This window comes from Stenotrophomonas sp. ATCM1_4 (assembly GCF_004348115.1).
In the GTDB taxonomy this organism is placed as follows: Bacteria; Pseudomonadota; Gammaproteobacteria; order Xanthomonadales; family Xanthomonadaceae; genus Stenotrophomonas; species Stenotrophomonas capsici.
Genome location: NZ_QPFB01000005.1, coordinates 1 through 7,760, shown reverse-complemented (window position 1 = coordinate 7,760; position 7,760 = coordinate 1). Strand labels below are relative to the sequence as shown.

3 protein-coding genes are annotated in these 7,760 nt (G+C 62.0%); all 3 read left to right on the top strand.

Translation table 11 applies throughout. The annotated features are described in order from the left end of the window. The coding region (locus ATCM_RS18995; protein ID WP_132866253.1) for an OmpA family protein at positions 1-2,758 on the top strand (2,758 nt) is incomplete at its 5' end. Between the two features lie 26 nt (positions 2,759-2,784). Beyond that, a complete protein-coding gene (locus ATCM_RS18990) occupies positions 2,785-6,501 on the top strand; it encodes a hypothetical protein (protein ID WP_132866252.1) in 3,717 nt (1,238 codons plus the stop codon). Positions 6,502-6,643: 142 nt separating this feature from the next. Beyond that, a partial coding sequence (locus tag ATCM_RS18985; RefSeq protein WP_207911868.1) for a right-handed parallel beta-helix repeat-containing protein occupies positions 6,644-7,760 on the top strand: 1,117 nt, incomplete at its 3' end.

The following is a 7,760-nucleotide window of genomic DNA, read 5'->3' as shown; positions in this document are numbered from 1 at the left end:
GACCGTGGTGACCCCGGTGGCGACGCTGAGCCAGACGCTGACCAAGGCACTGACCAGCAATGCCGACGGCGATGCCAGCGGCACGGTGAGCCTGGGGGATGTGCTGACCTATACGGTTACGGTGACCAACACCAGCGCCAGCGGCAACCTGACCGATGTGGTGGTGAGCGACAGCAGGATCACGCCCAGCACGATCACCTGTGCCAGCGTGGCGCCGGGGGCGACGTGCGTGCTGACCGGTACCTATACGGTGACCGCGGCGGATGTGACGGCCGGCAGCATCAGCAATACCGCGACGGCGACCAGCCCGGCCTGTCCGGCAGGCAGTACGGACCCGGCATGCACCACGACCGTGGTGACCCCGGTGGCGATGCCCACGGTCATATATAGCAAGAGTACGAACGCGCCCGGTCCGGTGAAGGTGGGCGACACGATCAGCTATACGCTGACCGCGGTGGTGAGCAACTCGCAGACCACCGGCGTGGTGGCGCTGAACGACACGCTCGGCCCGGGACTGACCTTCGATTCAGTAATCGACGCCGGCGCATACACCTGCACTGCGAGCAGTCCGCTGGTGTGCACGCTTCCGACGGGAACGCTGCCAGGCTCCTACACCATAACCTACACGGCAACGGTGAATGGACAGGCCTCGGGCACGGTGACTAACACGGTGGTGGGTGCCGGTCAGGACGCCCCCGGCTGCACGATGAGCTGCAGTACAAGCACGCCGGTGACGAGTATCATCGATGCAATTAATGATGTGCCGAATCCGGTCAGGATCGATGCTGGCGGTGTCACGCCGAGCGTATTGGTCAATGACACCCTCAACGGCAATCCGGTCATGCCGGGTGCCGTCACTCTGGAGCCCGGCACACGCCCGAGCCCGGGCCTGACGATGAACCCCGACGGGACCATTACGGTGGCGCCGGGGACGCCGTCAGGTACGTATCTCTATCCGTACACGATCTGCGACACGGTCGATCCGACCAACTGCGATACTGCTACGGCCACGGTGGAAGTGATTGGCCAGGCGCTGCTGCGTCTGGTGAAGGCGGCTGGGGTCCGTGATGCCAGGATCGGTGACCTGGTCCGCTATACCGTCACTGCCGAGAACGTGGGTGATGCCGACTTGAACAACGGCTACATCGTTGATGCGGCCCCGGCAGGCTTCACTTACGTGGAAGGTTCATTGTCGGTGGTCGATGGCGACAACGCAGGGACCGTCTCCGGCCAAAGTCCGCTCCGCTTCAATGGCCTGGATATCCGCGCCGGCAAAACCGCGACGCTGGTCTACCTGATGCGCGTCGGCGCCGGCGTCCGCCAAGGGACGCATATCAACCAGGCACAGGGCTACTCGCCGGTGGATCAAACCATCTCCAATGTCGCGACCGCCGAAGTGATGTTGGTAGCCGATGCGCTGGTGGACGATTCGCTGATCGCGGGTACCGTCTTTGACGACCGGGATGGCGATGGCTGGCAGGATAGTGCGGCGCTGAGCGAGGTCCGTGTGCAGGGTGGCTTCAGTCCGTCGGCTTACGTACCCAACTCGACCACGGTCGACTGGGGCAACGGCCCGCAGCCCATGCCTGACGCCAGCTCGCCGATGCTGCATGGCTTGGTGGTGGGCGCGATCAGTGGCCGCCAATCGGTGGCCGATCCGGAGAGCGCACATCAGGTCGTGATTCGCCAGAAGCTCCGTTCGCTGAACTTCACCGATGACTTCGTACTGACGAATGCGCAGGGTGTGACCGTGCGCATGAGCCAGGGCGGCGATGTCACAGTCCAGGTCGACGGCGAGGCGGAAAAGGGCCTGAACGCGGCCGCCCCGAAGGTCGAGCGTAAGGTCGCGAAAGGCGACGGTGGGTACGTGGTGGACTACGTCATCACCAATGCCGGCATCGACGAACGCGGTGTCCCCGGTGTGCGCATCGCATCGGCCGAAGGCCTGCTGATCGAGACCGATCAGTTCGGTCGCTACCACCTTCCGGATGCGTTTGGCGGCGCTAGACGTGGCCGCAATTTCATCCTGAAGGTCGATTCGTCCACGTTGCCCGCCGGCGCGGAGTTCACCACTGACAACCCACTGCTGCGTCGTTTGGTGCCGGGATTGCCGGTGCGCTTCGACTTCGGCGTGAAACTGCCAGTAGAGCAGATCGAGGGTGTGGTCGAACAGATAGAACTGGAGATGGGCGAAGTTCTCTTCGCACCAGGCAGCAGCGTGCTGCGGGCCGACTACCTGCCGGCCGTCGACAGGATGGCCAGCAAGGTCGCGCAGTACCACGGGGGCGAAGTGGTCATCACCGCCAATGGAGAAACCGACGTGTTGGCCTTTGACCGGGCAGTGGCGATGAAGACCGCCCTCATCGGAAAGCTCGATGCCGAATCGGCCAAGGCGCTGAAGGTGAGCGTCCGCACGGTCGTTGATGATCCGGGATCGTTGCTGGTTGGAATGGAAGACGGCGGCGCATCGCTGGGGACGGTACTGTTCGACACGGACACGTCGGCGATCCGACCGGAGTTCGAACCGTTGTTGGACAAGGTCGCCGTGACGCTGGAGAAGATGGGCGGTGGCCAGATTGGTGTTGTCGGGCATACCGACGTACGTGCCTCGCATGAGTACAACGCTGCACTGGGCCTGCGTCGTTCCACCGCGGTGTATGAGGCATTGGCTAAACGCCTGAGCCCGGAGGTGCGAGCGAAGGTCCGCGTGGAAGTAAGTGCCGACCCGACCGCCGCTGTCGGCGCGAAGCGGAAGTGAGGGGGACGCGGACCATGAAGATTAAAATGAAGCTGCTGGACTACACGTTGATCGGCATCCTGTCGGGCATGGCGCCGCTGGCAGGTGCACAGGACGCAGGCGCGCTAGCGCGGAAGGATCAGGCTGAAGACGCGGCTCAGCCGCTCGGCTGCACCGATGACGCCTGCGCATCCCAGGAGGGCTTGCTGTTCCGCCTGCGCACGCGCAGCTACGACAAGCCGATCACCCAAGGAACCAGCAGCCAATCCTCATCAACGGCGCTTCAGCCGGACCGCCGTGTCACCGTGGCCATCGAGCAGCCAGGCAAAGCGGTCGCACAGGGAAAGTTCTCGATCCAGCTGCCCAATGGCGGCGCGATATGGGCAACGGAAGACCCGACATTGGGGGAGGCGTCGTTGACGGTATCGGCACCGTCACTGGTCGCGTTCGATGGCCGGTCGATCACCGATCCGGTGCAGTTCTACGTACGCAGCAACTACTCGGCATTCGTGCAGAAGTACGAGCTATCGATCTATCGTGCGGTGGATGCCGACTTGATTGATCCGCTCGCCACGTTGCAGCTGACTGTCGGCAATGTCGGCAGCACCGAGTGGGATGGTCGGTTGCCGGCCACGTACCCGATCCGTCGGGGCGATGAGCTGGTCTATGTGCTGCGGGCGTACGACGCCCAGGGCAACTTCGATGAGACCTATCCGAACAGATTCCAGCTGGTCAAGCCGGAGGAATTCGAGCGTGGTGCCAGCCTGCTTCGCGACAGCAGCCAGAAAGCCCTGGGTACGTCGCTGAGCATCGAACAGGCACAGGCACAAAGCCTGATCGACGCGACCTTCTCCCGGAACGGCCTGCGGCAGCAGAATATCCCGCTGTACGGCTCGCGCATCCGCATCCAGGGACGCAACCTCCCGGATCAGGCGGGGTTGCGCATCAACGGGGAAACTTACCCGGTCGACCTGGAGCGCAAGTTCGTCGCTGAGTACCTGGTGCCGACTGGAAAGCACCGCTTCGACATCGCCGTGGGCGGTGGATCGGCGGGCGATGAAGCCACGCGCGGTGCCAGGGAGGGCGCAGCGCACCACGTGCTCGACGTGGACGTCACCGGGAGGTACTTCTTCGGGGTCGGTCTGGCCGATGTGACGTTTTCGCAGAACAAGGTCAGTGGCTCGCCGGCGTTGTTCGCCGGCGACGTGCGCTATGGCGACGACGTGATCAGCGACGGCCGGTTGGCGTTCTATGGCAAGGCCAAGTTGCAGGGGAAGTACCTGGTCACAGCGCAGGCTGACACCACCGAGAAGGACCTGAAACACCTTTTTGATGGTTTTGGCCAGGCATATCCGCAGGATATCTTCCGTCGCCTGGATCCGGACCTGTACTACCCGGTCTACGGCGACGATTCCATGGTGTACCGCGACGTGGACACCATGGGCCGCTTCTACGTACGGGTGGACTGGGACAAGAGCCAGGCACTGTGGGGCAACTACCAGACTGGAATCACCGGCACCGAGTACGCACAGTACGTGCGTTCGCTGTATGGCGCGGCGTTCAATTGGCGCTCGCGCGGCACCAATCCATGGGGAGACGCCCGGAGCGAGCTGCGCCTGTTCGGTTCCGAAGCACAAAGTGCACCGGGACACAACGAGTTCATAGGCACTGGCGGCAGCCTGTACTATCTGCGCCACACCGATATCCTGCCCGGTTCGGATGTGGTCGTGCTGGAAATACGCGACCGGACCACCGGCCGGGTCGAGGACCGCGTTACGTTGACCCGCGGCGCTGATTACGAAATAGATGAGCTGCAGGGGCGCCTCCTGCTGACCCGGCCACTGTCGCAGATCACCCGCGACAATGTGTCCACGCTGACGCGCGACACGCCGCTGGGTGGCTTCGAACAGCGCCTGCTGGTGGACTACGAGTGGATCCCCTCCGGGTTCGATGCCGACGACGTCGTGGCCGGATTCCGAGGCAAGCAATGGCTCGGCGATCACGTTGCGGTGGGCGCCACGTACGTGGACGAGAACCGCGCAGGTGAGGACTACACCATTGCCGGAGGCGATCTGACCCTGCAGGCGGGCAAGGGTACCTACCTCAAAGTCGAGTACACGCAGACCGAATCGACCGCTTCACCGGTGTTCTTCTCCGACAACGGCGGCCTCAGCTTCAGCCGGATCAACGATGTGGCTAGTCGCCGTGAGGGTGACGCCAAGGCGATCGAAGCGCGCGCAAACTTCAAGGAGCTGGGTTGGGCGGAGCAGGATTGGAGCGCGGGCGCCTGGTGGCGCAACGTCAGCGCAGGCTACTCGACCGGCCGCTATGGCAATGGTGAGGAGATCACCGAATACGGTGCCGAGGTGCTGGGCCAGGTCACCCCCGACCTTGGCGTGTACGCCCGCTTGAGCAAGGCCGAGCGCGGCGATGAAAGCCTGACCCAGGCACAGCTGACCGGCGAGTGGCGCGTTGACGAGGCCCGTACCGTCAGCGGCGAACTGCGACGGGTCGATGAGCAGCGCGTGGGTAGCGACGCTGTCGGTACGCTGGCTGCGCTGAAGTATGCCCAACGTTTGGGTGATCATCTGGAGATGTACGGGCAGGCTCAGTTGACCGTTGACGACGACGGCGGGCAGTACGCCGACAACGATCTGTACACGTTGGGTGCCAAATACCTGTTCGGCGACCTGTCCAGCGTGGGTGCGGAAGTAAGCAGTGGTAATCGCGGTGATGCTGCAACCGTCAATGCCGAGTACCGTATCAGCCCCGAGCGAACGATCTACAGTGGTTATACCTACAGTACCGACGCGACCGGGTTCGATCCGCTGTTCAATGCCAATCAGCAGAACGGCTGGACCCTGGGCCAGCGTTGGCGGCTGTCCAGCCAGGCCAACCTGTTCAATGAAAGCCAGATGCTGAAGGAAGGCGCTGAGTCCGGCTTGGCGCACACCTTCGGCATGGACTTCTATCCAGCGCAGGGTTGGAATGCGGGGTTCACGCTGATGAAGGGCGAACTCAACAGCGTGGATGGCGGCCTGGTACAGCGTAAGGCGGTCAGCATCAATGGTGGACGCACATCACCGGATACCGATTGGCAGAGCAAGATCGAGTGGCGCCGGGACAGCGGTGCGGAGCGGCGCGAGCAATGGGTCAGCACCAATCGCCTGATTTGGAAGATCGACGATAGCTGGCGCGTCGCTGCACGGCTGAACTATTCCAAGACTACAGACGAAGTCAATGCGGCGGCTGGCGCGAAGTTCATCGAAGGCAACCTGGGCTTTGCGTACCGGCCGTGGAACAGCGTGCGTTGGGGCCTGTTCGGACGCTACACCCATCTCTACGACCTGGCCACGCTGGGGCAGGTTGGCGGTGCGGACTACGACCAGAAGACTCAGGTGATATCGCTGGAGGGGACATACAAACTGACCGCGCAGTGGGAGTTCGCCGCCAAGGCGGCGCGCCGCCTTGGCGAGGTGCGGTACGGCCGCAACGCCGGAAATTGGGCTGACTCGACTACGAATTTCACTGCGGTGTCGGTGCGCTACGACTTGACCGGGCAGTGGCATGCACTGGCGGCGTATCGCTGGCTGGATGTGAAGCGCGGCGGCAGTACGAGCGGCACGCTGGTCGGGCTGGACCGTGATATCGGAAAGAACTTCCGTATCGGTGTCGGTTACAGCTTCACCGAATTCAGCGACGATCTGACTGATTTCGACAACGACCACAAGGGCTGGTTCGTCAACCTGACAGGCAGGTACTGATGCGCGGGGCGCGCTCCACTCAGTTAACTCGACAGGTGCAGGTGAAAGCCGATATCCATTTGCAGTGCGAACGCATTGTACAAGAAGGGATTCGGCTGACATCTTTCAGTAGAATCAGAACAGCTAAAAGCGTGCATTCATAATGCCTACCAAGATTCCGAAGTTCATACTGATTGCGTTGGCGCTTATCTGCTTTCGCGCGCAGGCAGACACGTACACAGTGACTACACTCGGCGACGCAGCGGGTTCATGCACGGGCGCCAGTCCGAACTTCAGTTGCACCACGCTGCGCGCGGCCATTGACGAGGCCAATGCCACCATCGCGGTGGATGACACCATTGTGTTCAACGTTTCCGGAACCATCACGCTTCTCTCGACACTTCCCACGGTCACTGACACTGTGGTGATCAACGGTAGCAATGTCGTCAGCATCGCTAGTGGCGCTTTCGAAACCTTGACGTTTGAGGATCCGGAAGCTGACAACAGCCAGCTTCTGAACTTGGGATTCACCGGGACCGTTGATCCCGCCAGTACGGTTCGCGTCAATGGCGCATCGAACATGCTGCTTCAGGGGAATACGTTCGTGATGGGGGCAACGACGGGAAGCGCCATCCTCGTAAGCAACAGCGATAACGTCACCACGAACAACAATCATGTCAGCGGTGGCGTCTACAGCATCAATTATTACAACACCGCCAGCTCGCCCTACCTGGCGAGCCCGGCCTACAACGGCACCATCACCAACAACACGGTCACCGGCGGGTCTTCCGGTATCGCGCTTTTTACTGCCGACAACATACTAGTTGATGGCAATACCATCACCAACAGCACGGGTAGTGGCATCCGGTTGGGCATGCAGTTCGATGGCCCGTATGGATCCAGCAACAATACAATCACCAACAACACGGTGACCGGGGGAAGCGGCGCCGGCGTGTCCGTCACCGGCTATGGCGGTGGCGTCCAGATGGGTGTGTTCAACAACAATCTGATCCGGGGAAACACGCTCACTAACAACTCCGGGTCCGGGGTGTTGCTCCCCAGCACGGGCTTGATCCAAACCAACGGCAACGTCATCACCGGCAACGTCATCACCGGTAACCGCGGGGATGGCGTGAACATCACCGGGACCAATGCTGCCAACAACATCATATATGCCAACAGCAACATCTCCGGCAACCTGGGATTGGGAGTTGATCTCGCTGGCAATGGCGTGACCCCGAACGATGCTGGTGACGTGGACACTGGCCCCAACGGGGTGC